General features: G+C 60.0%; 23 protein-coding genes. 6 read left to right on the top strand and 17 right to left on the bottom strand.

What is annotated here, in order from left to right:
- Positions 1–5: 5 nt before the first annotated feature.
- The 3 genes from HGP16_RS13285 (at position 6) to HGP16_RS13275 (ending at position 2972) form a co-directional block, all read left to right on the top strand.
- A complete protein-coding gene (locus HGP16_RS13285; protein WP_205927515.1) occupies positions 6–992 on the top strand; it encodes an NAD-dependent epimerase/dehydratase family protein in 987 nt (328 codons plus the stop codon).
- A gap of 298 nt (positions 993–1290) precedes the next feature.
- Positions 1291–2124, top strand: coding sequence for an SGNH/GDSL hydrolase family protein (locus HGP16_RS13280; protein ID WP_168840492.1), 834 nt, complete (start codon positions 1291–1293; stop codon positions 2122–2124).
- Entirely contained in the window at positions 2121–2972 is an 852-nt protein-coding gene (locus tag HGP16_RS13275; protein WP_168840491.1) for an NAD(P)H-binding protein, read from the top strand. Before HGP16_RS13280 ends, HGP16_RS13275 begins: the two co-directional genes overlap by 4 nt.
- On the opposite strand, the gene HGP16_RS13270 is transcribed toward HGP16_RS13275, so the two are convergent.
- The 7 genes from HGP16_RS13270 to HGP16_RS13240 all read right to left on the bottom strand — a co-directional run bounded on the left by HGP16_RS13270 (position 2969) and on the right by HGP16_RS13240 (position 10046).
- Positions 2969–3598 carry a TetR/AcrR family transcriptional regulator gene (locus HGP16_RS13270; RefSeq protein ID WP_168840490.1) on the bottom strand — a complete coding sequence of 210 codons (630 nt, stop codon included), beginning with the start codon at positions 3596–3598 and terminating at the stop codon, positions 2969–2971. The two genes, HGP16_RS13275 and HGP16_RS13270, sit on opposite strands and share 4 nt — an antisense overlap.
- A 296-nt stretch (positions 3599–3894) precedes the next feature.
- Entirely contained in the window at positions 3895–4476 is a 582-nt protein-coding gene (locus HGP16_RS13265; protein ID WP_168840489.1) for an NAD(P)H-dependent oxidoreductase, read from the bottom strand.
- Positions 4473–5882, bottom strand: coding sequence for an FAD-binding oxidoreductase (locus tag HGP16_RS13260; RefSeq protein ID WP_168840488.1), 1410 nt, complete (start codon positions 5880–5882; stop codon positions 4473–4475). The genes HGP16_RS13265 and HGP16_RS13260 overlap by 4 nt, the downstream gene beginning before the upstream one ends.
- Before the next feature lies 1 nt (position 5883).
- Positions 5884–7197 carry a cytosine deaminase gene (locus HGP16_RS13255; RefSeq protein WP_168840487.1) on the bottom strand — a complete coding sequence of 438 codons (1314 nt, stop codon included), beginning with the start codon at positions 7195–7197 and terminating at the stop codon, positions 5884–5886.
- Positions 7197–8063 (bottom strand): ABC transporter permease, encoded by an 867-nt coding sequence (locus HGP16_RS13250; protein ID WP_168840486.1) that lies wholly within the window; start codon positions 8061–8063, stop codon positions 7197–7199. Before HGP16_RS13250 ends, HGP16_RS13255 begins: the two co-directional genes overlap by 1 nt.
- Complete coding sequence (locus tag HGP16_RS13245; RefSeq protein ID WP_168840485.1) at positions 8063–8887, bottom strand: ABC transporter ATP-binding protein; 825 nt, start codon at positions 8885–8887, stop codon at positions 8063–8065. The genes HGP16_RS13250 and HGP16_RS13245 overlap by 1 nt, the downstream gene beginning before the upstream one ends.
- Positions 8888–9029: 142 nt before the next feature.
- Positions 9030–10046, bottom strand: a complete 1017-nt coding sequence (locus tag HGP16_RS13240) for an ABC transporter substrate-binding protein (protein WP_168840484.1) — start codon at positions 10044–10046, stop codon at positions 9030–9032.
- Positions 10047–10230: 184 nt separating this feature from the next.
- Between HGP16_RS13240 and HGP16_RS13235 the strand changes: the two genes are divergently transcribed.
- Entirely contained in the window at positions 10231–11199 is a 969-nt protein-coding gene (locus HGP16_RS13235) for a LysR substrate-binding domain-containing protein (protein ID WP_168840483.1), read from the top strand.
- Here the strand turns inward: HGP16_RS13235 and HGP16_RS13230 are convergent.
- The 6 genes from HGP16_RS13230 to HGP16_RS13205 all read right to left on the bottom strand — a co-directional run bounded on the left by HGP16_RS13230 (position 11187) and on the right by HGP16_RS13205 (position 20327).
- On the bottom strand, positions 11187–11984 hold the full coding sequence (locus HGP16_RS13230; protein ID WP_168840482.1) for a creatininase family protein: 798 nt from the start codon (positions 11982–11984) through the stop codon (positions 11187–11189). The two genes, HGP16_RS13235 and HGP16_RS13230, sit on opposite strands and share 13 nt — an antisense overlap.
- A gap of 321 nt (positions 11985–12305) precedes the next feature.
- The gene (locus tag HGP16_RS13225) at positions 12306–13355 is read right to left on the bottom strand and encodes a porin (protein WP_168840481.1); all 1050 of its coding nucleotides are present in this window, start codon (positions 13353–13355) and stop codon (positions 12306–12308) included.
- Positions 13356–14047: 692 nt separating this feature from the next.
- On the bottom strand, positions 14048–15610 hold the full coding sequence (locus tag HGP16_RS13220) for a glycosyltransferase family 39 protein (protein WP_168840480.1): 1563 nt from the start codon (positions 15608–15610) through the stop codon (positions 14048–14050).
- A 548-nt stretch (positions 15611–16158) separates the two neighbouring features.
- Positions 16159–17370, bottom strand: a complete 1212-nt coding sequence (locus tag HGP16_RS13215) for an adenylate/guanylate cyclase domain-containing protein (RefSeq protein ID WP_168840479.1) — start codon at positions 17368–17370, stop codon at positions 16159–16161.
- A gap of 30 nt (positions 17371–17400) precedes the next feature.
- Positions 17401–19023 (bottom strand): MDR family MFS transporter, encoded by a 1623-nt coding sequence (locus HGP16_RS13210; protein WP_168840478.1) that lies wholly within the window; start codon positions 19021–19023, stop codon positions 17401–17403.
- A 77-nt stretch (positions 19024–19100) separates the two neighbouring features.
- Entirely contained in the window at positions 19101–20327 is a 1227-nt protein-coding gene (locus tag HGP16_RS13205) for an HlyD family secretion protein (RefSeq protein WP_168840477.1), read from the bottom strand.
- Positions 20328–20464: 137 nt separating this feature from the next.
- Here HGP16_RS13205 and HGP16_RS13200 point away from each other — a divergent pair, with 137 nt between their 5' ends.
- Both HGP16_RS13200 and HGP16_RS13195 read left to right on the top strand, forming a co-directional pair.
- Positions 20465–21367, top strand: a complete 903-nt coding sequence (locus HGP16_RS13200) for a LysR family transcriptional regulator (RefSeq protein WP_168840476.1) — start codon at positions 20465–20467, stop codon at positions 21365–21367.
- 184 nt (positions 21368–21551) lie between these two features.
- Positions 21552–22040, top strand: coding sequence for an Rrf2 family transcriptional regulator (locus tag HGP16_RS13195; protein ID WP_168840475.1), 489 nt, complete (start codon positions 21552–21554; stop codon positions 22038–22040).
- Here HGP16_RS13195 and HGP16_RS13190 read toward each other — a convergent pair.
- The 4 genes from HGP16_RS13190 to HGP16_RS13175 all read right to left on the bottom strand — a co-directional run bounded on the left by HGP16_RS13190 (position 22023) and on the right by HGP16_RS13175 (position 25453).
- Positions 22023–23051 carry a mechanosensitive ion channel family protein gene (locus HGP16_RS13190; protein ID WP_168840474.1) on the bottom strand — a complete coding sequence of 343 codons (1029 nt, stop codon included), beginning with the start codon at positions 23049–23051 and terminating at the stop codon, positions 22023–22025. The two genes, HGP16_RS13195 and HGP16_RS13190, sit on opposite strands and share 18 nt — an antisense overlap.
- Positions 23052–23136: 85 nt before the next feature.
- Positions 23137–23556 carry a cupin domain-containing protein gene (locus tag HGP16_RS13185; RefSeq protein ID WP_168840473.1) on the bottom strand — a complete coding sequence of 140 codons (420 nt, stop codon included), beginning with the start codon at positions 23554–23556 and terminating at the stop codon, positions 23137–23139.
- 62 nt (positions 23557–23618) lie between these two features.
- Complete coding sequence (locus HGP16_RS13180) at positions 23619–24371, bottom strand: SDR family oxidoreductase (protein WP_168840472.1); 753 nt, start codon at positions 24369–24371, stop codon at positions 23619–23621.
- A 164-nt stretch (positions 24372–24535) separates the two neighbouring features.
- Positions 24536–25453 carry an MBL fold metallo-hydrolase gene (locus HGP16_RS13175; protein ID WP_168840471.1) on the bottom strand — a complete coding sequence of 306 codons (918 nt, stop codon included), beginning with the start codon at positions 25451–25453 and terminating at the stop codon, positions 24536–24538.
- Between the last annotated feature and the right edge of the window lie 41 nt (positions 25454–25494).

Below are 25494 nucleotides of genomic sequence, written 5' to 3'. Positions count from 1 at the left end.
CAATAATGCGCGCTTTGGTGACAGGCGGTTGCGGCTTCGTCGGCCGACATCTGATCCAGCGGCTTCTTGCTGAGGGATTGGATGTCGTCTGCGTCGATTCACTGGTTGCGGGAACGGGGGCGCTTCATCCCGATCTGTGGCAGCGCTTTGCGCGCTCCCGTTTCAGCTTTTGCGAGGAGGACTGCCGCACTTTCTTTACGCGTACGCCGGAGCATTTTGACTATGTCTTCCATCTGGCCGCGCTGGTCGGCGGCCGTGTGACGCTGGAAACCCGGGCACTCGATGTCGCCGAGGATCTGTCGGTCGATGCGGAACTATGGCAGTGGGCATCGCGTGCCAAGCCGGGTTCGGTAATATTCTTCAGCTCCAGTGCGGCCTATCCAGTATCGCTGCAGACCGTCGACAATCATCGGCTGCTGGCGGAGGACATGATCAATTTCGACGCCACGATCGGTGTGCCCGACCTTAGCTACGGATGGGCGAAACTCACCGGCGAATATCTGATGAAACTCTATGTCGAGCGCTACGGCCGGCGGGCCATCGCCTACAGGCCGTTCAGCGGCTATGGCGAAGATCAAGATCTCGCCTATCCTTTCCCGGCGATCTGTCGCCGGTTGCTGGCGGAAAAAGGTGCGGCGGAAGTCTTCGTTTGGGGCTCAGGCCGTCAATGCCGTGACTTTATCCATATTTCCGACTGCGTCGAATTCATCTGGCAGACGCGAGAACTGTTGCCCGACGGCGCAAGCCTCAATCTATCGACCGGCACCGCCACCTCCTTCATCGAATTGGCCGAGGCCATCAGCCGGCAGATCGGCTGGCAGCCTGACGTCACCGGACGATCAAGCCATCCGGAAGGCGTCTTCTACCGCTGCGGCGATACGGCCCTGCAGCGTTCCTACGGATTGAGCCCTTCGATCGGTCTGGAGGAGGGGATCGCGCGGATGCTCGAGTATCTGCGGGCGGAGCAGGCATCATTTGCGCTGGCCATGTAGATAATGAGCAATCGGTTCGATGCGGCGGATGTCGGCGTGGAAAAATCGCCTCGACGATATTACCGCCGGGTCGATCCTATGGCGGGCTTGAACAAAGAAATAGGCGGCGCTTCTGGCATCCGGCGCGGGCGGAACGTCACCGCGGATATGAGCTGATCGAAATATCTGAGCAGCGCGCCGGAGTCTTCGTAAATTCATTGTTTTTTCAGTAGCTTACGGATCTGACAACGCGAGCTGACACTCACGACCCGGCTTGGTATTCCTCCTATTCATTCAAAACAGATGGAACAGCAAACCGATGTCGACCGAACAGATACGCTGGCTCTTGAAGGTCATGCAACCCGAGCGAACCCTGGCCTCGCTGCCCGGGCGCGCCGGCATCTCTCCGGAAATTCATGCCGCGCTGATTGGGTTGCCGCCGAAGGTCTATTCCGCTGAACTCAACTTGATGAAGAAAGAGGCGAGAGAAGCTGCGGGCGAACTGCTGGCCGATCCGTCCTGCGCCTCGTTGGTGGACCGGCTCTACTTGCCAAGGGGCGCCAAGGTCGTCGCGTTCGGCGACAGCCTGACATCGGACCCGCAATCCTGGGCTGTCATCCTCGGTGAGCTCCTGGCGGCGAGGCGTGCCGCTGACGGGGTTTCATTCTCGATCAGCGCGGTCGCCGCCGAGACGACGACGCATGGGCTGGTCCGCATCGGCGAGGTCATCGGCCAGCAGCCCGACATGATCCTCTTCCTCATTGGCACCAACGACGCCCGAACCCAGGGTCCTCACCCTACGAAGACCCTTGTCCATCATGAAGAGACAGCGCGCAACGTGGCGGAGCTGCGTCAACGCGTGTCACGGGAAACCGAGGCGCGTTGCGTCTGGATCACGCCGCCTGCTGTCAATGAGGAACAGGTCGCAGGGCACTGGGGGTTGGCCCGATTCGGGGTTCGTTTCCGCAACGAGAACCTTGCGCGCGCCGCCGGGATCATCCGCGATTTCGACGACACAGTGATTGACGCTTTCTCCAATTTGGGAACGCCACCCCGGAGCGATCTCCTGATGGGGGATGGCCTGCACCTCACGCTGGCAGGACAGAAGCAGTTGGCGCTTGAGGTGATCAAGGGCTGGAGCACCGCCAAATGAAGTATTTGATCGTCGGCGCCACCGGAAACATCGGGTCCCGGGTCACCCAGCGGCTCATCGCTCGTGGGGAGCGCCCATCGATTTTCGTACGCAATGCGAAGAAGGCAAAGGCGCTCTTTGGAGCTCAAGTAGATATCCATGTGGGTGACCTCGACAAGGCACCTTCGTCGCTGGCAACCGCGCTTAATGGCGCAAACGGCGTCTTCCTCGTGAGCGACGGGCCAGATCTCGATACCCGCGACCACACGGTTGCGTTCGCGGCGAAATCTGCCGGGATCCGGCACCTGGTTAAGCTTTCGACGCTGGATGTGCACACCGGCGTGGGGACCGGGCCGTGGCACGCGCGCGGCGAGGCTGCCGTGCGCGAAAGCGGTGTGGCGTTCACGTTCATCCAGGCTGCTGGATTCATGCTGAATGCGCTTGGTTGGTCGGACTCCATCCGCGAGGAGAGCGTGCTGCGGACCTCCACCGGAAATGGCAAGATCGCGTTCATTCACCCGGACGACATCGCCGATGTCACTACCGCGGTTCTCACCACACCCGACTACGATGGCCAGTCGCTGGTCATCACCGGTCCCGAGGCGCTGAGTTATGGGGAAATGGCTGCGACTCTCGGCCGAGCCATTGGCAAGTCCATCCGATTCGAGGAGATTTCCGACAGACAGGCGCATGCGGGTGTGGTCGCCTGGGCCGGCAGAGGACCCTACGCCGACGCTCTTGTCGACATCTGGCGCGCAGTACGCGAGGGGCGATTGGCGACTGTCTCGGACGGCGTGATGCAGGTCATCGGGCGAAAGCCCATCTCGTTTGGTCGGTGGGCCGAAGAGAATGTCGGCGCCTTTAGCTAGAAGCTGAGGCGACCATTCTCACACGAGTTCACATAAGCGAGGACCGTTCGGATGGCCTCACCCTTCGCGTCATGTCGAGAGATGACCGACAGCCTCCGGTCAGCGGCTCCGTGCGCGAGCGCTTCCATCAAATGCGGAAGGATGAAGAGTATCCGTTGCGTCGCCTCGGGGGTATAGCGCTCCTGTCTGGAGGGCGAAATCACCTTCCCTAACGTGGCCTGGAGTGCACTTTTAAAGCCAGGCGCCCCTTCCGGCACCGCAGTCGCGATAATATCATGCAGGTCGGCATCTTTCGCATGAACGTCCGCAAGCCCCTCCATCAACTCGCGTGTAAAGTCCTTGAACGACGCAGTTGCGCAGTCGGCAATCGCGCGCGTCATCACGCGCCTTACGTCGTCAACATGGCGGTCATGCAAGGCTGCGAAGATAGCCTGCTTGTCAGGGAAATATTGGTAGAGCGAGCCAATACTGACGCCCGCGGCTTCGGCGATGCGGTTGGTGGTGATGGCCTTGGCGCCATGCCGGTTCACCACCCGCTGGACCGCCTCAAGGATCGCCTCCACTGAATGCCTGGAGCGTTCTTGCTTGGGCTCGCGGCGCGCGAGCGATCTTTCGTTGGCTTTCATGGAACTCTGCTGTCCGCCGTCGAGTCATGCCCCGCGCAAGCTGGACATCCTGTATCAAGAGGATCACATTATAGTCCGCTTTTGCCGCGCGAGGCACGAAAAAAGCTGTGTCTTCGGAGGTTCGACCACCGAAGACGGCAGGTTATCGGCGGCGCTGGCAAGTGGCCAAATGTCCGCAATAGGGTCGAAACCGGCCGCTCCCGACCAGCGAGCTGCAACAATCTGCTGTCATTTCGTCCCCATCCGGAACCGACCTCGATATGCTTGGAAAGCGCCTATAATACGCACACTTAATCTCAGAAGCGCGCCATTTCCCGCTTTACCTTGTCAAGGAAAAGCCCTCTCGTCCCGTCGGTCGAGCGGTTCATGTCGTAGTGCGCGAGGAAAACGACAGGGGCGAAAGGCTTGATCTGTGCGCGCAGCACGCGCTTGACGATCTTCTTTGGCGGGTTGCCGGCAATGAAGGCGCGGAATGGGTCGGCGCCATAGGTCAGCACCGCGCCGAGCTTGCGGATATGCTGCAGCTTTGAGCGCACCTTGCCGTCGACGAGTTCGAAGGAGACGCCGGGAAGCCAGACCCGGTCGAAATAGCCCTTGAGGATGGCCGGAAAGCCGAAGTTCCAAACCGGCGTGACGATCACCAGAGCTTCGGTGCGCTGCAGCCGTTCGACATAGGGTTTTAGTATCTCGGTGTTCTCGGGATAGTCATGATAGATCAGGCGATCGCGGCGCGACAGTACGGGATCGAAGCCCTCGGCATAGAGGTTGCAGTCGTCAACCTCGTGGCCCGCGGCTTCGAGGCTTGCGACGGTCTGCCGGTGCAGCGCGCCGCCAAAGCTTTCGTCCACCGGATGGGAATGAAGGACGAGAACCTTCATGAGGCCTCCATCAGAGCCGCAAGACCGGGGAAGAGATAGTTTTTGCCGGATTTGAAGTCGAAATTCGGATCGTCCCACGCAATCATCTTGCCGGGATTGAGCAGGCCCTTCGGGTCTGTTTCCTTCTTGAAGGCAAGCTGGACGGCGTCCGTCTGCTTCATGCCGCCTTCCTCCAGCGTATAGCGGTGCGGATTGAAGATCGGGCAGCCATGGTCCTGATGGATCTTGATGATTTCCTCGAGGCGCGCCTCGGACGTATAGCGCACCAGCGGCAGGCCCGAGCATTGGATCTGCCCATCGAACCTGATGAATTCGAGATGGCCAGGCACCTCGTCGCCGAAGATCTCCACCATCTTCCGGACCTTGGCGACATGATCTGGCCCCGGATACTGCACCTGCAGGTAGGTGATCGACGGATCGACCTTGATGGCGCGCAGCGTCGTGTGGTTCCAGGCGAGCTCATAGGCATGCGGGATGCCCTTCATGCTCTCCACTTTGTCGGAGCGGAAGGTGATCTCGCCTTTCTGCTGCGTGGTAAAGGCAACTAAAGGACCCATCGAATGCGGCGCGATCATCAGCGCCACGATCGACTGCCCCTGACGAATATAAGGCTTGTGGCGGGTAAAGTATTCGTACGGAATGGGTGCGGCGATCGGGGCGATTTCCTTGACCAGAATGCCGTTGCACTTGGCGAGCGCATCGGAGAAGCGCACGGCATCCATGAAGTCGTCATAACCGACCAGTACGTCGATCCAATCATAGGCCGGCGCCAGCGGCATTTCGATCTCGGTGATGATGCCGTTGGTGCCGTAGGCATGGCTGACCTTGGTCAGATCCCATCCTGTGAGGTCGAGAACGCGTGGCTCCGCTTCCATGGTGACCACACGCAGCCGCAGGATGTTGCCGAGATCGCGCAGGCCGCCCCAGGTGATGGAACCGACACCGCCCGAGCCGCCGGCGATGAAGCCGCCGATCGTCGCCATCTGCGCGGTCGAGGGATGGAAGCGCAGTTCCTGGCCCGAATGGGCCTTGGTCTGGCGGTCGAGTTCGGCAATGACGATGCCGGGCTCGCAAATGACACGGCCTGGATGGATCTCCTTGATCCTGTTCATGGCGGCGAGGTTGAGCACGATGCCGCCGGAGAGCGGCATGGCCTGGCCGTAATTGCCGGTGCCGGCGCCGCGCGGCGTGACGGGCACGCCATGCGCATAGGCGACCTTGAGAGTGCGGATCACCTCTTCCTCTGTCTTCGGCGTGACCACGAGATCGGCGGTGACATTGTCGAGCTGGGCTTTCAGGATCGGCGAATACCAGTAGAAGTCCCGGCTTTTCTGGCGCACGAGCGCCGGATTGTCTTCGATGGCGATGCCTTCGAGTTCTTTCTTGATGCGCTGATAATCCGGCATGTTACGCTCCAATGACGCTGTCGAGTTCACGATAGTCCGGCAGGCTGCGGTCGATCACCTTACCCTTGCGAAGGACGACGCGGTCAGACTGTGGACGCGAGAGGAATTCGCTCCAGCGCCGGGCGCTGAAAAGCACGAGATCGGCCGGGCCGCCAATGGCGATGCGCCCAATATCGGGGCGCCCGAGGATGCTGGCGGGCGAGGTGGTGATGACCCTTGCCGCCGTATCCAGCGGATGGTCGAGATGCAGGATACGCACGGCTTCGCGGAACACCTCGACCGGATCGAGATCGCCATAGGCATAGAACGGGTCGCGGGTATTGTCGGAGGCGACCGCTGTGAGAACACCGGCTTCAGCAAGCTCGTGCAGAAGGGTGACCCCGCGCCAGCGCGGCGTGCGGCCGGTATGGCGGTCCTGCAGGTACATGTTGCACATCGGCAGCGAGACGATGGAGATGCCGGCCTTGGCGACGAGATCGATGGTGGCGCGCGCCACGTCCTCGTCTTGCCGGGCGAGCGAGCAGCAATGGCCGGCGGTCACCTTACCCGTGAAGCCGTTGCGAAGCACGGCTTCGGCAATCGCCTTCAGTGTCAGCACCTCCCTGTCTTCCGTCTCGTCGACATGCAGATCGATGTCGAGGCCATTGTCGGCGGCGGCGCGCAAAAGCTTGTCGAGCTGCGCATCAAGGTCGGGATTCATCTGGGTGACGCCGCCCATCAAGCCGCCTGCCTCGCGGACGACGCGGAGTAGGTCGACAAAAAAGGTGTCGTCCACCATGGTATCGAGCGGAAAAAGGGCGACGGCCTGCAGCGCGATCTTGTCTTTCCAGGCCTCGCGGACCGAGGTGAAGACCTCGAAGGAAATGCGATGCTGCGGTGCCAGTGAATCCAGATGCGTACGGATCAGGCCGGTGCCGTGGGCGTAAGCCGAGCGCAGCGAGAATTCCATACGCTTGCGCACGTCGTCGGCCGACCAGTTGGCCTCGCGGTCGGTTCGCACGGCATCGAGTGCGCCCATGAAGCTGCCGTCGGGATTGGGGCGGCGCTCCCATATATGGCCCTTGTCGAGGTGGGTGTGCATGTCGGTGAAGGTCGGCCAGACCATGCTCTCCCGCATGTCGACCTTGGCATATTCCGCCGGCGCGGTACCGGGCGCGCGGATATCGCTGATAAGGCCGTCGGCAACGACGATATCGGCCTTTACGAGACCCTCGCTGGATGGGGCCGGAGAGCCGGATAGCGTCACGGCAGGCACCGTGGCATTGCTCAGCACGAAGCGGGCGGCATTCGGCGGCGACATGAAGGCGTGGGACATCAGTTCTCCCGCTTGAGGCTGCTCTCATGCCAGCGATGCAGGCTCAGCCATGAGATGAAGGAGGTGAAGGCGAAGATGGCGACGCCGAGCGCCGAGAGAAGCAGCAGTGCCGCAAAGAGACGCGGCATATTCTGGCGGTATTGCGCTTCCAGCAGGCGGAAGGCCAGGCCGGAATTCGGACCGCCGGAGCCGGCGGCGAATTCGGCGACGACCGATGCGATCAGCGACAGGCCGCCGCCGATCCTGAGCCCGGTCATGAAATAGGGCTGGGCCGCCGGTAGCTTCAGATGCAGCAATGCCTGCCAGCGCGAGGCGCCGTAGAGATCAAAGAGATTAAGCAGATTGTGGTCGACGCTCTTCAGTCCCTGCACCATGTTGGACAGGATCGGAAAGAAGGCGACGAGGAAGCCGCAGATCAGCAGCGCCGCCTCGCGTGTCGGCGCATAGATGAGGATCAGCGGCGCGATCGCCACGATCGGCGTCACCTGCAGGATGACGGCCAGCGGATAGAAGGCGAGCTCGATCCACCGCGATTGCACAAGGAAGATGGCAAAGCCGACGCCGCCGACCAGCGCGAGGATGAGGGATATGAAGGTGATCTTGGTGGTCACCCATAGGGCAGGCGACAAGATGCCCCAGTCGGAAACGAGCGCTTTGGCAACCGCGATCGGGCTCGGCAGGATATATTGCGGAATGCCGGTGCCGACGACCAGAAGCTGCCAGAGGATAAGAAGCACGAGAACGGTCAGGAGCGGCACGAAAACGCCGAGCGTGCGTTCGAGATTGCGCTTTCTGACAGCAGCGACAGAGGGCGCATCGGGCGATTCGACGGAAAGAGTGGCTGATAGGCTTGTGCTGTCGCTCATCAATGGGCCTCCGGCCAGCCGATGGCCTCGATCAGGGAACGGGAGACCTTTTCGCACACCTGCCGATACTCCTCCGATGAGCGATAAAGTGGATCACGCTCACCGCTGGTTTTCAATGGAAAGTCGGTGTGGACGCGGCCGGGCCGTGCCTTCATGACGACGATGCGGTTGGAGAGATAGGCGGACTCATAGACCGAATGCGTGACGAAGATGACGGTAATGCCTGTGGACTGCCAGAGGCGGAGCACGTCATCATTGAGCTTCTGGCGGGTGATTTCATCGAGCGCGGCAAAGGGCTCGTCCATCAGCAGCAGCTTCGGTTTCGTCACCAGCGCGCGGGCGATCGAAACCCGCATCTTCATGCCGCCGGACAGCTCCCGCGGATAGGCGTCGGCGAAGTCCTGCAGGCCGACCGTGGCCAATGTTTCCATGATCTGTTCGTACGCGCCCGCTTTCGAAATACCTCTGAGCTTCAGGGGTAGATGAACATTGCCGAAAACCGTTTTCCAAGGGAGTAGCGTCGGTTCCTGGAAGACGAAGCCGATATCGCCTTCCGGCAGGCCTTTGGCGTTGATGCGCGAACTTGGCCAGTCGATCCTGCCGCTGGATGCGCCGCCGAGGCCGGCGATGATGCGTAGCGCCGTCGACTTGCCGCAGCCGGAAGGGCCGAGCAAGCTGATGAACTCGCCGCTTTCCACATGGAGCGACATGCCCGACAGCGCCAGCGTGCCATTCGAGAAGATCTTGGAGACCTGCTCCATGACGACGAGCGGCCGCTTGCGCGTCTCGGTTTGGGTGACCTTGGTGGCTTCAGACACTGGCATGGCACGGCTCTCTGTTGATCCAGCCTCTTTTGAGGGGAGTGTCGGAGCGAAGCTCCGGGGCGGGGTGATCCTTAGAAATCCGAGAGTATCACCCTGCCCGGCGCTTTGCTGCGACCTCCCCGTGAGGGGAGGTGCCGAGACATTACTTCTTCAGCGCCATCCCAAAACCTTTGCAGACAAACTGCGTGTCGAAGGCTTTCTTATAGTCGATATCGGCATCGAAGACCTTGATCTGCACCATTTCGTCAAAGAACTTCTTGTAATGGGCCTCGGTGATGCAGCCGATGCCCTTGTCGAGGGCGTCGCCGGATTCGACGATCCCATATTCCTTCATCTTGGCGATGGAATAAGCGATCTGCCCATCCGTCATGTCGGGATTGTCCTTCTTGATCAACTCGTTGGCCGCCTTGTTGTCGCCGTAGAGATAGTTGTACCAGCCCTCGATCGACGCATTGACGAAGCGTTGCACGAGATCGGGGTTCTTATCGACCATCGCCTTCTGCGCCGTGATCATCGCGGAATAGGGCGAATAACCAGCATCGGCGATCAGGAAGACTTTCGGTTTCCAGCCGGCCTGCTTCTCGATCTCGTAGGGTTCGGAAGTCACATAACCTTGTTGTGCGGACTGTTTGTCGGCGAGGAAGGGCGCCGGGCTGAAATTGTAGGGCTTGAACTGCTCGTCCTTGAAGCCTGGGAAGTTCGCCTTCATCCACTCGAAATAGGTGATATAGCCGTCTTTGCTCAGGAACAGTGTCGGCAGCTTGGCGAGATCATCGAACTTTTCCACGCCGGCATCCGGATGGGCGATCAGTACCTGCGGGTCTTTCTGGAAGATCGCCGCGACATCGACGATCGGAATGCCCTGCTTGACCGCATCGATCTCCTGTTGCGGGCCGCCCATGTAGAAATCAAGCTTGCCGGAAATCAGCAAAGCCGAATTGGCGGCATTGGGGCCACCCTGGACAATAGTGACGTCAAGGCCATATTTTTTGTACGTGCCGTCGGCGACGGCCTGGTAGAAGCCCCCATGCTCGGCCTGGGCAAGCCAATTGGTGCCGTAGGTGACTTTGTCGAGAGCATTTGCGGGTTCCGCCGCAGCGATTGCGGCGGCCAGACCCATGGCGGCGAAAAATGTTTTTGTCTTCAATGCATTATACATGGCTGACTGTTCCCCTTATCTGCCATGGGACGTCATTGTTGAAGCCCATTTCCCGCATTTGAGCGATTGCCTTGCGCTTTGAAAAGCATCAAAATTCGTGCGCATTGATGCCTTTTCGGCATCTCTTTCCAGGTCTGTGCCTAAATTGTGCGGTCTGGGCAAAAATTAAGCAATGGGAACGCGCATGCTGCATTCAAGACGGCTACTCTATATCAACGAAATTGCCCGCTGCGGCTCGATCCGTAAGGCGGCGGCACGGCTCAACGTCGCGTCATCCGCGATCAATCGGCAGATTCTGGCGCTGGAGGAGGAAATGGGCGCGCCACTCTTCGAGCGCCTGCCGCGTGGCCTGCGGCTGACAGCGGCGGGGGAGCTCTGCATCGAGCACATCCGCGAGGTATTGAAGAATTACGAGCGGCTGGAGGGGCGCATTCGCAGTCTCAAGATGCAGCAGGCCGGCAAAGTGAGGATCGTCGCGACGGTCGGCCTTGCCGCCGGACCTCTGCCCGAGATTATCGCCCGCTTCCTCTTAGAACATCCGAGGGTCTTCATTCAGCTGCGCAACGATGCCGGCTCGACCACCATCGCCTCGGTGGTCGCCGGAGAGGTTGATATCGGACTGGGCTTCAACATACCGGCGACACCGGGCCTCCGCTCGCTCGGCAATTTCGACATCCCGATCGGCGTCGTGCTGCCTCCCGGTCACCCGTTGATCGGACCGGGGCCGATCAACCTTGCCGACGTCGTCGAGGAGCGGCTGCTGCTGGCGCAGCCTGGAAGCAGCCTGCGCGATATCATCAATCTGACGCTGGCTCGCCTTTCCGTGCAGGTCGAGCCGGTGCTGGAGAGCAATGCGTCGGAAATGCTCAAGCAACTGGTGAAATGCGGGGCAGGGCTGACGCTGCTCAACCCGCTCGACGTCATCACCGAGTGTCGCCGCGGGGAGTTGGTCTTTCGGCCGATCGCCGAACCCCATTCGCGGCCCCAACCCATGAAGCTTTTTGCCCGCACGCGGGCGCCACTCGACGCCGCCACCAGCCTTTTCGTCGAATACCTGCTGGCAGAGCTTGCCGGAATGGTGGAGGAGCTGCAGGCGAAGGGGCATATTATCGCACCCTCCGAGCGCCGCCGTTCGGACGCCTATTTCGAATAGAGGCTGGAGAGCGGATAGTCGCGCAGGTCGCGCAGCATCTCGATAAAGCCGGTGATCTGGTGCCGGCAGATGAGCGCGCCCTTTTCCGCTGTGCCGGCCGCGGCATTGCCGACGACGCCGTTCGGATTGAGGTCATGGGCAATCCAGGCGAGCGAATGCGGCGGCAGCGGCTGCAGATATTTGGAATGCTCCCTCATCCATTCCGCCCTTGAGGCGAAATTCTCAGCCTTGTCCATCCGCACGAGCTCGGGCCGGAAATGCAGCATGAGCGAGGTTTCGACATCGCCGCCATGGATGCCGAAGCGCTGCTCGTGGTCATCGATCATGCCGTCAGGCGTGCCGAAGCGGCTCCACTGCGTGGCGACGACGGCCATCTGATGACGCACGCGCAACTCGCGGGCGACGATGCCCATGATATCGAGATTGCCGCCATGGGAGTTGACGATGACCATCTTGCGGATACCGGCTTCGGCGACTTTCGCACCGATGGCTGTCCACACCGGGATCAGCAGCTCCGCGCTAAGCGAAAGCGTGCCAGGACCGTAGATATGCTCGTTGGCCTTGCCGATTTCCTGCATTGGCAGCACAAGAAAATCGAGATCGTTCGGGCGCTGGACCTGCAGTTCCGCCAGCATGCCCGTAGCGATCGCGACATCGGTTGCGATCGGCAGATGCGGGCCATGCTGCTCCGTCGAGGCGATGGGCAGGATCGCGATCGTGGTGTCGGCCGAGAGATCGGCGAAATCATATGTGTTGAGTTCATTCCAATAAAAGGGCCTCGCCATGGCCATATCCTCTCGTCCGTGTCTCGTCATTCAACGGATACGGCAAGGATGGTGGCGGTGGAAAGCATCAATTTGCGGCCATGCCGCTGCCTTTTTGAGCGCGCCCGCGCGCTTGGAGCGCGTCAGTTTTTGTCAGAATCCCTGAACGGCTCCATCTCCTTATCTTCTAGCAATTTCGGAAGGAAATCCGCCGGCTTTTGAAAAGACAGCCGGGGATATCATGATTTTTAGAATGAAAAAAAGGAAGGTCCGGAGGGAAACCGGACCTTCCTCCCATTCTGATCGGAGGTCTATTTCAGATCAGATTAGATCTGAATAGGCTTAGAAGCTGCGCTGGAAGCGGAGGATACCAGCCCATTGGTCCTGGTTGATGGAGTCCCAGTTGGTGTAGGAGACTTCCGGCATGACGAGCAGATTCTTAACCGGGTTCCACTTGACGTTCGTCGTAGCGGCGAAGGTCTTGTTGTCGGTGTAAGCGAGCTGCAGGTTCCACTTCAGCTTTTCGTTGATCGGAACGCCAACGCCGCCCCAAACAGCCCAATCGCCCCAGCTCTGGCCGATCGAGTCGCCATTCGCATACTTGTTGAGCTTGTCGCCGTCGGTGTTCCAGCCGCCCATCAAGAAGGCCGAGAATACGCCGAAGTCAGCGTCAACACGAGCCTTGATGGCGCCTTCTTCAACGATCGAGTCGTAACCGCCAACGAGCTTGAAGGCCCATGCGCCGGCCTTATAGCCAACACCTGCAACAGCGTCAGGAGCATAGTGGTTGTGGCTGTCTTCGCCGTTGGAGCCGGTTGCGCCAACGCCAGAGTTGCTGTCTTCAACCGAGATCACAGCCGTGAAGCCGTTGCCGGCATCGTAGTTGTAGGTGATCTGGTTGAGTTCGTAAGGGCCATCACCGATCACGTCGTCGTTGATGACGTCGCCGGCATAGCCGGTGAAGACGTTGAACTGCGAGTCTTCCTTACCAACCGTGAAACCACCGAGGCTGATGCTGGCGTGCAGCAGGTTCGTCTTGGTCGCATTATTTTCCTGCCAATCCCAACGAATCTCGGTGTTGGTCTTCAGCGGGCCGTACTCGGTGTCGGTTGCGGTCTGCAGCTGCAGCTCGGCGCGGGTATGCCACAGCGTGCCGTAATGGGTATCCGGAGAGTAAGCATCGTACCATTTGCCTTCGGTACGAACCTTGCCGCCGATCTTGAGGCAGGTTTCCGTGCCCGGAATGAAGAAGTAACCAGCACCGTAGGCGTCGCAAATGCGAACGTATTCCAGGGGCTCCGGCTCGGCAGCTACGATAGCGTCTGCTGCGTGAGCACCGGAAACTGCTACGAGTGCAGCAGCGGAGCCGAGAAGAAGGCTCTTGATATTCATTTTTTCTCCAATCGCTTTGCCGGATCAGAACGAGGTCGGTGACTACCCGTTGCGTTCCATCTATCCGGCTGTTCCCTCTTGCGGGACGTCACAGGACGTCCGCGCACGCAAACTAGCGAGGCCATGCCTGCCTCGAAATACAATAGTTTCGTATTTTTCTGTAATTCCGGACATAAAAGCGTCATAGATGCAAAAATACATCAGAATCTATCAATATAGACGAGTCAATCATAAGCATGCTAACGGGATATACTAAATAAACATGCGAGATGTATGTTATTTCTCTCAAAAATCAACGATATAGTAAGTCTGTAGTACAAACTATACTGATTTTTGCATCGATTCGGTCCTTCGGCTGCAAAAAATCGGAACCCGTCGATATCGGGCAAACGCCCCGTCAGCAACGATTGCGGAACGGCGCATTCAGCGGCTGCATTTTAATTGACGGTATGACGTCGCATCGATGGGCTGGAGAAAGCTTCGATTGGCTGGGAGACGCTGCCATGGACGTCCCGTGAGGTCATCCGTGGCCCTCCGCGGGAGAGGGCGAGCATTGGACGTCATTGTAAGGAGGCCCAACCCCGCGCGAACGCGTCGTCGCCCTCGCGGTGCGGTCGACGAAGAGGCCATCGGCAATCATGAAAGATTATGTATTCCAGGCGCCGGTCCCGGAAAGGGCCGGGCGCGTTTCCCTACCCCGCGGTCGGATAGAACCACGCATAGCCGAAATGGAACCGATCCGGGTCCTTCCCATAATAATAGGGAACGGCGGCGTCGTTTTGCGCCGGCAATGTAATCGAGCTGCCGAATTTCGTCGTCAGCCAGCTTTTGAGTTCGCCAGGCATGGACGATGCGTGTCCGTCGCGCTCATTCCAGACGAGCAGGACCGGCCCACTCCCCAAAGCCTGGCGGTCAAGATCGGATGCGGGATATGCGGTCGATATTACCGCCGTATCCGGCATGTTGGCGCGGATGTTGCCGGCCTTGAGCCATGCTGTTGTCACGACTGCCGTCGGTCGTCTGCCTTCCGCGGCGATCGCCTGGTTCAGAAAGGCGCCGTAGGGCGTATTCAGATGCTGGTATGAGTCGAACAGCTTCGGAAAGACAGTGCCTGCCGTCAGGATGAGGGGTAGGGCGATCATCAGCCCGAACGGCAGATAGAAGGATCTCTTTATGTCGGACGGGTTTTGCGTTCCGGCGGCCTCAAGCTTCAGGCAGAAGTAGAGCGGCACAAGAAACAGAAAGGGAAGAAGCCAGCGGTCGCGAAATTCCGTGAGCGTCGTGACCAGCATCAAGGCGAACAATATGGCTGCCGTGCTCACGAATATTTTTTCAAAGAAATTCACCCATTCGCTTTTGAACCGAAGCGACTGCAGAAACGACCGGCGAAAAACGATCAGGAAGATCACGGTCGTTGGCGCAATAATGACGACACTGGTCTTGATCAGTTCGACAATGCCATAGCCGATATCCGAAAGCTTTCCGCCTTGACCACGTTCCGACATGGTTGCGACGGTGGATGTGAGAACCTGATCCATGTTCGACACCATCCATACCGCGTGGGGCAGAAACACAAGAACGGCCAGGGCCAGCGTCACCAGAAAGCGCTTGTCCAGCAGCCTTGAGCGCCCTTGCGGATGAAAAACCACAGCGACCAAGACGCTCGCGATGATCAGAGCAAAATTGTACTTCGTGAGCATTCCAAGCCCCGCCCACAGGCCCATCATGGCATAGGAGGTGAGCGTTGGCTTGCGAATGGTCTTCACGACGAAATAAATGAAAGCGGTCACCGCGAGAAGCGTGCCGACAGTGTGCGTCAGATCCCGCTGCGCCTGCCAGAACATTTGCGGGATGGTCAGAAGGGATAGCGTGGCGACCGCCGCCAGACGCTTGTCCTCCAAAAGAAGTCGCGCCAGTTGATGATAGGCGAAATAGACCAGGAAAAGCAGGATATTCTTCAGCACGGCGAGCGATGCGACGCTGGTGCCGAAGACGTCAAACACCCCGTATTGAAGCCAATTGTAGAGCGGCGGCTGTGCGTCATACCCCCAGGCCAGCCACTGGTTGACGACGAATTGCTGCGCTTCGTCTATTCGCACCGAGTTCGAAAGAGAAATCCGTACGATCGCCTGCACCGCGAAATATATCGCAAGGACCCAGGTCACCCACCGAAATTCATCGGATGATTGATTGGTCGCGGCGGATGCTCTCCGGGCGGCGAAGCGCGAAGAAAAGACGTTAGGCAAAATGCTCATTCAACTCTCCATGCTATCGGCTATCGCGTACCAGGCGCATGTGTCAACCATGTTCAGGACGGCTCGCCTTCATAGGTCTATCGTGATCAACAGCGTTTTTATTGCATAATTTCAACTATTTAGACTCTCGCCGACAAAGATTCGCTGGCCGCGCGGAAATACTACGCCAGCTGTACGACGGGATTTTTGCCGAATGATTTCAACTGCATCGGCCGAGGGGCCATCGCCACCGCGAATATCAGCCCAGCGCAGCCTTTGGCGATGACGAGCGAAGGCCGGGCACATCTTGGTCGTTCCGGAGCTGGGCTTTGCGCAGATAGTCCTGAATCGCGCGAGGCGCCTTGAGACATCAGCGTTCACGCCAGGCGCGTGGACAGGAGGCGGAGTGAACGAAAGCATCATACGGGGCTGCAGGCAAGAGGCACGCCCTTCTCGCGCTCGCTGACGCATAACGGCTCCACGAGCATTGCTGTTGCCGATTCGCTGCCAAGTCCGGCAGCTATATCAAGATAACCTCCGTTCCAGCATTTTCCTCGCCCCAGACGAGATCACTCCGCCTGCGCGATCGTGAAAAGCTCCATCGCCTCGGCGAAGCCCTTTAGTTGCTGCTGTCCGATCGAAATTGCGTCTGGGATTTCCGCCTTTTGCCGGAAGCGGGCCGAGGTCAGGAGCGCTTCGCCCCTTTCGCTGCAGATGCCCTGTATGCGGCTAACGATATTGACGTCGGGGCCGATCAAGGTGAAATCCAGGCGGTTGCCGGAGCCGACATTGCCATAACTGACTTCGCCGTAATGCAGCGCGATGCCGACCTTGACGCGGATGCCGTCATATTCGAAACCGCCTATTTCATCGAGGATTGTTTGCGCCGAAGCCAGTGCGGAGCCGCTGGCGCCGGCTGCGTCGACGCCCGGGAAGAAGGCCAGAACGGCATCGCCCATGAATTTCAGCGCTTCACCGCCCTCGCGGGTGATTGCGGGCACTACCTTGTCGAAATAGGCGTTCAGGAGGCTGAGGACGGTGCTGCCGGGCAACCGGTTGGAAAGCTCGGTGAAGCCGCGCAGGTCGCAAAGCAGAAGTGCCGCCTCGATGGACTCGATCTCCCCGCGGCGGATATGGCCGGCAAGGATCCGGCTTGCCGTCATCGGGCCGATATAGGTGTCGAGAAGGCTGAGTTCGCATTGTCTGAGGACGCGTAGTTCGCAGGTATTGCGCAATGCCGGCAGAATGCGCTCGATCAGGTCCTTCTCGCTGGATGTGAAGCCACCTGGCCGCCGCGTGGCAAAAACGGCGCTGCTGATCGGCCCGTCGGCGTTGCAAAGCGGCGCTATCATTAGCTGCACCAGCCCACGGCCGGAAAATATGTCGATATGCTGCCAGCGCCCATGGGGGCTTTCGCCGGGGCCGACGATGAGCGGCTCGCGCATCTCCTGCGCTTTCATAAGCGGCGTATTGGCGAGCGCCAGGCGCGAACCATACTCGCGATCATGGATCTCGACCGGCTCGCCCGGTGCCCAGGCAAAGGTGCGGCCGATGAATTCGGGATGCAGCGTCGTCAGGTGCAGCGTCAATCGATCGACGGGAAGGCCAAGGGCTTGCAGGCGGCGGCCGAGCCCGACAACGAGGCCGGCCTCGTCCAGAGCATGGCATTCGTCACCGGTCAGCCATTCGATGAGGCTCAAAGTTGCCCCTATACTGATGCCGCCGTTCAGCGCCCTGGGGTTAACTGTTGCGGCTTTTGACACGTCGTGCAGTAAGGTCATGGTTATTTCCTCCTCTTCGAGGTGCGGCGCTCAGTGCGCGCCGCCGCCGGAAAGTTGACCAGGTTTCTTAAGAAGCAGGCTAGCGATGAGGGCAACGACCAGTGTGACGCCAAGTAGATAGAATGTATCGCTGAAAGCCAGAATGTTGGCCTGCTTGCGAAGGCTGGCGGCGATGGCGACGATCGCCTTGTGCGTGGCAAGCGCCTGGTCGCTGACCCCATGGTTCATGAAGTAATTGGTGAGATTGGCAACGCGAGCGCGGGTAGCCTCTTCGAATACCGAGACCGAATTCGTGAGGATGTTGGAGTGGAACTGCTCGCGCTTGGTGAGGAAGGTCTGGAGCGCCGCGATGCCGACCGCACCGCCGAGATTGCGCATCATATTGAAGAGTGCCGAGGCGGAGCCGGCATTTTCCTGCTCGATGCCGGCCGTCGCGATTGCCGTCAGCGGCGTGAAGGCGAGTGCCTGGCCGACGGCACGCACGATGTTCGGCCAGAAGAGCTGATCGCTGGCATAGTTGCTCGTCATGTAGATGTTCATGAAGTTCGAAGCGGCAAAGAGCGCGAATCCGACGATGATCAGCAGGCGGGCATCGACGCGCTTCATCAGCCGTGGCACCAGCGGGATCAGGATCAGCTGTGGAATGCCGGTCCAGGCAAGCACCATGCCAATCTGCTCGGAATTGTAGCCCTGGATGCGCGTCAGATAGATCGGCAGGATGAAGACCGAGCCATAGAGGGCGACGCCCATCAGGAAGTTGGCGACGATGCCGAAGCCGAAATTGCGGCGTACCAGCAGGCGCAGGTTGAGGAGCGGATGGGCGGCGCGCAGCTCGATGATGAGAAAGAGCGTCAATGAGACTGCGGCGATGACGGAGAGACGGACGATGAACGGGGAACCGAACCAGTCGTCCTTGTTGCCTTCTTCGAGCACGGTCTGCAGCGCGGCAAGGCCGACCGCCATGGTGATGATCCCTGGCCAGTCACCCTTGGCGAGCAGCGAAAGGTTCATCGGCGCGCGGTCGAGCGAAACCCAGAGCATGCCGACCATCAGCATACCGGGTACGAGATTGACATAGAAGATGTATTCCCAGCCCCAGTTCTCGGTGAGATAGCCGCCAATGGTCGGGCCGATAGCCGGTGCGAAGGTCGCCGAAAGGGCAAAGAGGGCAAGGCCCATCGGTTGCTTCGGTTTCGGCAGCAGCGTGATGATGATGGTGAAGGCCATGGGGATCAGCACGCCGCCGGAAAAGCCCTGTATGGCGCGCAGGATGATCATCTGCTGCAGGTTTGCGGCGAAGGCGCAGCCGACCGAAAAGACGAGAAAGAGGATGGCGTTGGTCAGCAGATAAATGCGGACCGAAAAGACGCGCGCCAGCCAGGCACTGAGCGGGATCACCACGATCTCGGCGATCAGGTAGGAGGTCGAGATCCAGCCGCCGTCGTCGGTTCCGGCGCCGATCGCACCCTGAATATCCGCAAGCGATGCATTGACGATCTGGATGTTCAGCACGGCCATGAAGGCGCCAAGCGTGGAGCCGATTACGGCGATCCACATGCGCAACGGACTCATGGCGGCCTGGGCAACCGGAGTGGGGGCGACTCTCGCGGGTGCGGTGGAATTGTTGTTTGCGGCAATCTGAAGGATGGTCACGATGCTTCTCCGTCCGGCTGATGCCGGAACAATCTCATGACAGTGTCGAGGTGATAATCGGCGAAGAAGGGCAGGGATCATCCAGCGTCGCTGGATGATCCCTCGGCGTTGGCGGTCGATGTCTGGGCGGCCTTGGTGTCGATTTCGGGCTCGACGGACATGCCGGAACGCAGCAATCCCGCCAGGTGCTCATCATCGATGACGATCTTTACCGGTATGCGCTGGACGATCTTGGTGAAGTTGCCCGTCGCATTGTCCGGTGGCAGCAGCGAGAATTCCAGGCCGCTTGCCGGCGAGAGGCTGTCGACATGACCCTTGACGGCGACATCCGGGAAGCTGTCGACCTTGATCTCGACCGATTGGCCGGGGCGTACATAGGTGAGCTGCGTTTCCTTGAAATTTGCGACGACATAGACCGAGTGCAGCGGCACCACCGCCATCAACTGTGTGCCCGAGGTGACGTATTGCCCGACGCGGATCGAGCGGGCACCGATCGTACCATCGACGGCCGCGACGATATTCGTATAGGATAGGTTGAGTTCCGCCTGTTGAACCGCGGCAGCGGCACGGTCGCGCTGGGCGGCCGCCTGATCGCGCTGGGTCTGCAGCACCGGCACCTTATTCTGAGCCGCGACGACCGCGGCCTGATCGCGTTCGACCGCAGCGGCAGCCTGTTTGCTCGCCGATTGCGTCTCTTCAGCCCGCGATTGGGTGCCGACGCCATTGGTGATCAGCCGCGCCGAACGCGCGGCGTCCGAGACCGCATAGTCGAGGGAAGCCTTGGAGGAATCAACCGTCGCCTTGGCCTGCGCGATCAGCGATTGCTGCAGCAGGATCTGCGCGTCGATATTGGCAATTGCCGCATCGGCCGCCTTGAGATCCGCTTTCGCCTGGGAAAGAGCGGCCTGGAAGTCACGGTCGTCGATGCGGGCAAGCACTTGGCCGGCCTTGGCCGCGTCATTGTCGTTGACAAGCACGTCCTTGATGTAGCCGGCGACCTTCGGGGCGATCGTCGTATAGTCGGCCTTCACATAGGCATCGTCTGTGGATTCGATGAAGCGCCCGACCGTCCAGTAGCGATAACCGAAATCGGCGCCGACGGCGACGCCGGCCAACAGCGCGGCCGCAAGCACGCCGCGCTTGACGAGCTTGCGGCCCGTTTTGGGAGCAACGGCAGTGGTGGGCGCGCCGGCAGCCGGATCCTGCTGAGCCTCGGCGGCTGGAGATTTTGCCACCTCGCCGGCTGGTGCGGCATCGGCCTGGCTTGCGTTCCTGAACGCCTCGTTGCGGGGTAGTTCGACCATTGTCCATTTCCTTCAGCATCGCGCCCATTTGCATGGGCCTCTTTTTGATGCGATGAAGATGCGTCCGAACGGTCCTTCTGATAATCTCCTCAAATCTGGAAGGATCATCAACTCACAGCGGATAATCCGAGGACGATATGGATCGGCTGACCAGCCTGATAGTCTTTGGCCGGGTGGTGGATTGCGGCGGTTTTTCCGCGGCCGCCCGCCGGCTCAACATGTCCGTCACTATGGTGGGCAATCATGTGCAATCCCTGGAGGATCGTCTGGGCGTGCGGCTCCTCAACCGCACGACGCGCAGGGTCAGTCTGACGGAGACAGGCAAATATTATTATGAGCGCTCCTCGCAGATTCTCGCCGATCTCGAAGAAGCCGATCGGGAGGCCGGCGCTCTCAGCACCATGCCGCGCGGTACTCTAAAGATCTACACCAGTGGCGCCATCGTCCGCTTCCTGCTTCCCGTCGTCAACGAATTCATGACGCAATATCCGGCGATCTCGATCGACTTCAACGTCGGTGAGCGCTCGATCGATATGATTGAAGAGGGCTACGATCTGATGATCCGCACTTTGCCGTCATCGGAATCGACGCTTGTCGCGCGCAAGCTTACACCCTGGCGCCACATGCTCGTCTGCTCGCCCGAATATCGCGACACGCATCCCTTGCCGAAGGTGCCGGCCGATCTCATGGCGCATAATTGTCTGCAATATACTCACTATCCTTATGGCGACGAATGGCGTTTCGAGGATGTCGAGGGCAAGCAGCAAGGCGTCAAAATCTCGGGCAATGTCGTCTCTAACAGCGCCGAGACTTTGCGCTTTCTTCTGGCCAGCGGGAAGGGCATCTTCCTTGCCCCGAGCTTCATCGTCTTCGAAGATGTCGCTGCCGGGCGCCTCGTGCGGGCCATGCCCGATTATCGTGCCGTGGAATTCACGATCAGCGCGATCTATCCGAACCGCAGCCATCTGCCCACCAAGGTGCGATTGTTCATCGATCTTCTGGCGGAGCGTTTCATTGAACACCGCAAATGGATGACCTGAGCGGCCATGTCTTGACGTGCGCTCTGTATGTTGATGGCTGGATTATTGCTTGTTGGCGGCAAGTGACGCCGATGCGGCGGCCTTGCACAAGTGATACGTGGCAGTCGGTTTACACTTCGGCGAAATAAGGATATTCTTTATCCTTGATTAAGGCCAGCGAAGATCGGCCCCGCGGAATAAATGTATGATCTTGAAAAGCCAAGTCGAATGGGCGCTTCATTGCTGCGCCATTCTCGCCGGTCTGCCCGACGGTCGTTATCTCTCCACCAAAGCCCTGGCCGAATTCCATGGGCTTCCCAAGGAATATCTTTCCAAGGCTCTGCAAGGCTTATCGCAGGCGGGGCTTGTCGATACGTCCCTCGGCCCTTCGGGCGGCTACCGGCTGGCGAAACCGCCGGCCGAACTGACCTTCCTTGAGATCGTCGAAGCCGTCGAGGGTCGGCAGCGCACCTTTGTCTGCACCAACATCCGCGCCAACAATCCTTGCCGGCCGAAGGACCATTGCGACAGCAGCCCATGCGCGGTCGCGCGCATCATGTGGGAGGCCGACGAAGCCTGGCGGGCAAAATTGCGCGGGGTCAAGCTGTCGGATCTCGTCGGCATCCTGTCCCAGGAAGTTGCGCCCGAGCTTTGGAAGAGCTCCTTTGAATGGGTGCTAGAGCGAGCTGGATGAAAGCGACCTGACCACCGCTGCAGCGGGCTCGGCACCCTCGGCGGGCGGCGGGCAGAAGAAGCTTTGTTCCGGCATTGCCAATGAGAGGCCGGTCGTCTGGCAATGGTCGTAGACGAGATCGATGATCTCGTTTTGCGCCGGCGTGCGGGTGGCCGCACTCGCCACACGGAACTGCAGCTCGACCTCGATGGCAATTGCGTCGATTGTCTTCAGCGCGATGGCGGGCGGCGGGTCAGCGACGATCCGTTCACAACCTCGCAGAACGCTCAACATCATCTCCTCGACCAGGCGTGGTTTGTGGGTGGCGGCAATCCGGATCGTCAGCGCAACCAGATGCGACTCGTCCGGGCGGCTGCGATTGGTCACACCCTGTTTTGCCAGGACGCTGTTGGGCACGACGACGATGTTGTGGCCGCCGGTCAAAAGATTGGTGGAGCGCCAGTTGGTTTCTGTAACACGCCCTTCCGTGCCGTCGCTCAATTGGATCCAGTCGCCGATGGCGTAGGCACGGCCGAGCGCGAGCGCGATCCCGGAAAAGACGTCGGCCAGCGTGTTCTGCAACGCCAGACCGATAATGACGACCACCACGCCGGACGTCGCAATGAGCGGACCGATGGGTGCGCCGAAGACGAAGCCGATGACCGACAGCGCCACGCCGAGATAGACGACGCCGACGATCAGATCCTGGAGAAGATGCGCCTCCTGCGGCCGGCGGTTGAGGGTGAGGTAGATATGGACGAAGCCGATCAGCGTCCATGCGAGGTGGAGCCACCAGAGGATGCGCGCAGACTTGGCGAGCAGAATGCCGGCCTCCTGAAGCTCGGCATCGTCGAGACGGTAGGGCGAAATTCCGGCAAGCCAGAGCACCAGGCTCATGCCGGCGAAGAACAGGATCTGCACGATCAGGCGTGCGGTCGGACGGCTGCGTCCCTGGATATGCCAAATGAGAATTCCGGCAAGGCCCAGAAGGTTGATGAGGACGAGCGGAAGGGAATGATATTCTCCAAACATGACGGGCTCACCGACGATGATTTCCTAGAGCGGAGTGGGGCAGGCAGAGTGGGGGCGAGTGCCGACGGCACCCGCCTCAACGCAGCTACTTCTTGATCGGGAAGGTCAATTGCTTCTGGCTGCTGTCGACGACGAACACCGCCAGCAGCTTGGCCGGCTTGGTCTTGCTGGCATTCTCGCTGACGCCATGGCGATCGCCGGGCATCTCGGAGAAGTTCTCGCCAGCCTTGTAGACCTTGACAGGACCGTCATTGACCTGGCTGCGGATCGCACCCTCTAGAACGGTCGCATAGATGAAGGCCGAGTTCGGATGGGTGTGGGCGGAAGAGAAGCCGCCGGGGCCGTATTCGACCAGAACGCCTTTCATGGTCTTGCCGGGAACATTCGGCAATTCATGCTCATAGACGAGGGTCACCTTGGCGTCTTTTTCGCCGGCATCATTGGCGGCCGCGGCCGTGGCGGACAAGAGAGCTGTCATGGCAAGGGCAAGGATTGACTTGATCATCTCGAAATTTCCTTTCTCGAAAGTTGGGCGATGGGCCGCCCGCGGCGGCACATCGTCATCCCTTATTTGCGTGCGGAGGTCGCGAACCACTGCTCGAAGGCGATGTGGCCGAGGCGGGGCTTGTTGTCGGAGACAAGCGAACCGTCCTCCAGCTTGGTGCCGAAATAGCGGGCTTCCGGATCGCCTTCGACCTGGCGCGCATCGCCCATGGCCTTCAGATAGCGGGCGACGAGCTCGTTCATTCGGACGCGTTCCGGGCCGGAGATCTCGAACACGCCATTCATGGGCGCCGCCGTCGCTACAGCGGCCATGGCGTCGGCGACGTCGTCGGAGGCGATCGGCTGGACGTAGCCTGTGGGCAGCCGCACGACGTTCCCGATGGTGGCGGATTGGGCGATGCCGCCGAGGAATTCCATGAACTGTGTCGAATGGACGATCGTATAGGGAATGCCGGATTCCTTGACGATCTTTTCCTGGGCGACCTTGGCGCGCATGTAGCCGCTGCCAGGCAGGCGATCGACGCCGATGATGGAAAGGGCGATGTGATGCTTTACTCCGGCCGCCTTTTCCGCCGCCGCCAGATTGCGCCCTGATGTCTCGAAGAATTCGAGCACGGCCTTATCCTCGAAGGAGGGCGAGTTTGCAAGGTCGATGACGACCGAGGCGCCAGCCAGCGCCTCGGTGAGACCCTCGCCGGTGATCGTGTTGACGCCGGTGCTTGGGGCGGCGGCAATGACTTCGTGGCCTTGCTTGCGAAGGCGCTCGGCCGTCTTTGAACCAATCAGGCCGGTTCCGCCGATGATGACGATTTTCATGAGCTTCTCCATTTGCGGCCGCTTCGCGCGCCGCATTGTTCATTCCTTGCTGAATGGTTGGTCGAGGATCGGGCTGGTCCTGCCGACGCCCGAGCCCCTCGGCTGAGCCGGACCATGGCCTTGAAGGCGGTGCGCCGGCTCGGCTCTAGTTGTGCACCAGGCGGTCAGTAGTCCCAGAAGACCGGCACCCAACGGAAGTGGTCGCCATCGGCTGCCACATGGCCGACCGAGGGGAACGGCATATGAGTGGCCACCAGAAGCTCGCCGGTCTCCACCAGCTCCCGCAAAAGACGAACGCGGACGCGGGCAGCTTCTTCCGGGTCGTGTTCGAAGCCGTTGAACCAGTCGGGGTGATCGAAGCCGACCGCAAACACTGCATCGCCGGCGAACATCAGCCGGTCTTTGCCGGATGCCACGCGAACCACGCTATGCCCCGGTGTATGGCCGCCGGTTCGGGAGACGACCACGCCCGGCGCCACCTCGTGTTCATCGTCGAACAATTGCAGGTGATTGTCGTATTCTTTCTTGAACTGCTTGGCGGCCGCCCGAAGCGCATCGGGGAAGCCGGGCGGCATGGACACATGAGTGAAATCGGGCGCCTCCCAGAATTTGACCTCGGCCGCCGCCACATGGATCTTGAGATCTGGACGCAGCCGCTCCTTCACGCCGTCGACGAGCAGCCCGCCGACATGGTCCATATGCATGTGGGTCAGGACCACGTCGGTTACGGAACCAAGGTCGATGCCGGCGGCTTCCAGTCGCTTGATCAATTGCCCGGCCCGCGGCAGGTTCAATTCCGGGTCCAGCCCCAGGCCGGCGTCGATGAGGATGGTCTGCTTGCCGCTGCGCACCACGACCACGTTCAGCGCCCAGTCGAAAGCGTCCGGTGGCAGGAACATGTCGTTCAGCCAGGCCGCGTGCTCAGTCGGGTCGGCATTGTATCCCAACATCTTGGTCGGAAGCGGCAGCACGCCATCGCTGATCACCAAAACGTCGATGTCGCCGATCTTCACCGCGTAACGCGATGGAACCAGTTCATCAGTGCCTGATTGAACCGGCTGTGTGGGGTTATTCATGTTCATGTCTGTCTCCTGTTGATTGTGGTCTTCGCGCTGCCCCTGCG

The sequence above is a fragment of the Rhizobium sp. P40RR-XXII genome (assembly GCF_012641405.1).
GTDB lineage: Bacteria > Pseudomonadota > Alphaproteobacteria > Rhizobiales > Rhizobiaceae > Rhizobium.
This window is presented reverse-complemented; position numbering and strand designations above follow the sequence as displayed.

What these genes read in the sequence shown, in the direction of transcription:
- HGP16_RS13285 (WP_205927515.1), top strand. Translation starts at nt 6, where the DNA reads ATGCGCGCTTTGGTGACAGGCGGTTGCGGCTTCGTCGGCCGACATCTG.
- HGP16_RS13280 (WP_168840492.1), top strand. Translation starts at nt 1,291, where the DNA reads ATGTCGACCGAACAGATACGCTGGCTCTTGAAGGTCATGCAACCCGAG.
- HGP16_RS13275 (WP_168840491.1), top strand. Translation starts at nt 2,121, where the DNA reads ATGAAGTATTTGATCGTCGGCGCCACCGGAAACATCGGGTCCCGGGTC.
- HGP16_RS13270 (WP_168840490.1), bottom strand. Translation starts at nt 3,598, where the DNA reads ATGAAAGCCAACGAAAGATCGCTCGCGCGCCGCGAGCCCAAGCAAGAA.
- HGP16_RS13265 (WP_168840489.1), bottom strand. Translation starts at nt 4,476, where the DNA reads ATGAAGGTTCTCGTCCTTCATTCCCATCCGGTGGACGAAAGCTTTGGC.
- HGP16_RS13260 (WP_168840488.1), bottom strand. Translation starts at nt 5,882, where the DNA reads ATGCCGGATTATCAGCGCATCAAGAAAGAACTCGAAGGCATCGCCATC.
- HGP16_RS13255 (WP_168840487.1), bottom strand. Translation starts at nt 7,197, where the DNA reads ATGTCCCACGCCTTCATGTCGCCGCCGAATGCCGCCCGCTTCGTGCTG.
- HGP16_RS13250 (WP_168840486.1), bottom strand. Translation starts at nt 8,063, where the DNA reads ATGAGCGACAGCACAAGCCTATCAGCCACTCTTTCCGTCGAATCGCCC.
- HGP16_RS13245 (WP_168840485.1), bottom strand. Translation starts at nt 8,887, where the DNA reads ATGCCAGTGTCTGAAGCCACCAAGGTCACCCAAACCGAGACGCGCAAG.
- HGP16_RS13240 (WP_168840484.1), bottom strand. Translation starts at nt 10,046, where the DNA reads ATGTATAATGCATTGAAGACAAAAACATTTTTCGCCGCCATGGGTCTG.
- HGP16_RS13235 (WP_168840483.1), top strand. Translation starts at nt 10,231, where the DNA reads ATGCTGCATTCAAGACGGCTACTCTATATCAACGAAATTGCCCGCTGC.
- HGP16_RS13230 (WP_168840482.1), bottom strand. Translation starts at nt 11,984, where the DNA reads ATGGCGAGGCCCTTTTATTGGAATGAACTCAACACATATGATTTCGCC.
- HGP16_RS13225 (WP_168840481.1), bottom strand. Translation starts at nt 13,355, where the DNA reads ATGAATATCAAGAGCCTTCTTCTCGGCTCCGCTGCTGCACTCGTAGCA.
- HGP16_RS13220 (WP_168840480.1), bottom strand. Translation starts at nt 15,610, where the DNA reads ATGAGCATTTTGCCTAACGTCTTTTCTTCGCGCTTCGCCGCCCGGAGA.
- HGP16_RS13215 (WP_168840479.1), bottom strand. Translation starts at nt 17,370, where the DNA reads ATGACCTTACTGCACGACGTGTCAAAAGCCGCAACAGTTAACCCCAGG.
- HGP16_RS13205 (WP_168840477.1), bottom strand. Translation starts at nt 20,327, where the DNA reads ATGGTCGAACTACCCCGCAACGAGGCGTTCAGGAACGCAAGCCAGGCC.
- HGP16_RS13200 (WP_168840476.1), top strand. Translation starts at nt 20,465, where the DNA reads ATGGATCGGCTGACCAGCCTGATAGTCTTTGGCCGGGTGGTGGATTGC.
- HGP16_RS13195 (WP_168840475.1), top strand. Translation starts at nt 21,552, where the DNA reads ATGATCTTGAAAAGCCAAGTCGAATGGGCGCTTCATTGCTGCGCCATT.
- HGP16_RS13190 (WP_168840474.1), bottom strand. Translation starts at nt 23,051, where the DNA reads ATGTTTGGAGAATATCATTCCCTTCCGCTCGTCCTCATCAACCTTCTG.
- HGP16_RS13185 (WP_168840473.1), bottom strand. Translation starts at nt 23,556, where the DNA reads ATGATCAAGTCAATCCTTGCCCTTGCCATGACAGCTCTCTTGTCCGCC.
- HGP16_RS13180 (WP_168840472.1), bottom strand. Translation starts at nt 24,371, where the DNA reads ATGAAAATCGTCATCATCGGCGGAACCGGCCTGATTGGTTCAAAGACG.
- HGP16_RS13175 (WP_168840471.1), bottom strand. Translation starts at nt 25,453, where the DNA reads ATGAACATGAATAACCCCACACAGCCGGTTCAATCAGGCACTGATGAA.